Source organism: Bacillus sp. AFS001701 (assembly GCF_002559405.1).
GTDB lineage: Bacteria > Bacillota > Bacilli > Bacillales > Bacillaceae_G > Gottfriedia.
On record NZ_NTZO01000420.1, the window covers coordinates 1 to 733 of the forward strand.

Below are 733 nucleotides of genomic sequence, written 5' to 3' on the forward strand. Positions count from 1 at the left end.
ATGCGTTAGTTACATAAGAATATTTTTAATAAGTTGACTCTGTTAAACTAAATTGTTGATTTTTGCGTACTAAAAAAGACTGTATTCACCAAACAGTCTTTTTAATGCTTTTTTAACTTAATCCATATTCAGATCATCTAAACGAATTTCAACCACTTTATCCGCCAACCAATATTCAAGTATCTTCTTGTTCTTTTTATCAACATATCCGATGGTATCGCACCCTTGCTCGACATATTTAAAATAATTTGGTCCATATAACGAAATGATCTTTTCTTTTGAATCGCCTAATCCGATTCCCTTACTGGTTTTAAGGTCAGACTGTTTTTCACTGTCATTGATATTACCGATGGCTAGTCTGACGATTTCTCCTTTGTTTTCCCCATTGATGATGGAAGCAGTTGTTAATCCATTTTTCCAAAAGTAGTAATCGTAGGCATCATTATCATCTTTTTCCAACGGTTTGCCAAAGCGTTTTGTGTAAGCTGAAGTATTAATATTATCGTGTAGCTCTACTTTATCGAAGATTTCATTTGAAAGGTCTGTGGATTTTACAAATTTTGTATAGAATGGATCGTCTTCAAGGAATCTGTACGAATTAACAATCAAGCCAAATGCAATTAAAAAAATAAAAACGAAAATCATTTTTTTCTTCATAGAATCTCCTAACATTTACCCTTAACACATATATTTTACCATAAAATTCCAAATAATTATGCAACTAAACTGCCAT

At 31.5% G+C, this 733-nt stretch carries 1 protein-coding gene; it reads right to left on the reverse strand.

All coding sequences use genetic code 11. The features are described from left to right. Positions 1 to 117: 117 nt before the first annotated feature. A complete protein-coding gene (locus CN514_RS20405) occupies positions 118 to 657 on the reverse strand; it encodes a hypothetical protein (protein ID WP_098234158.1) in 540 nt (179 codons plus the stop codon). Positions 658 to 733 lie beyond the last annotated feature (76 nt).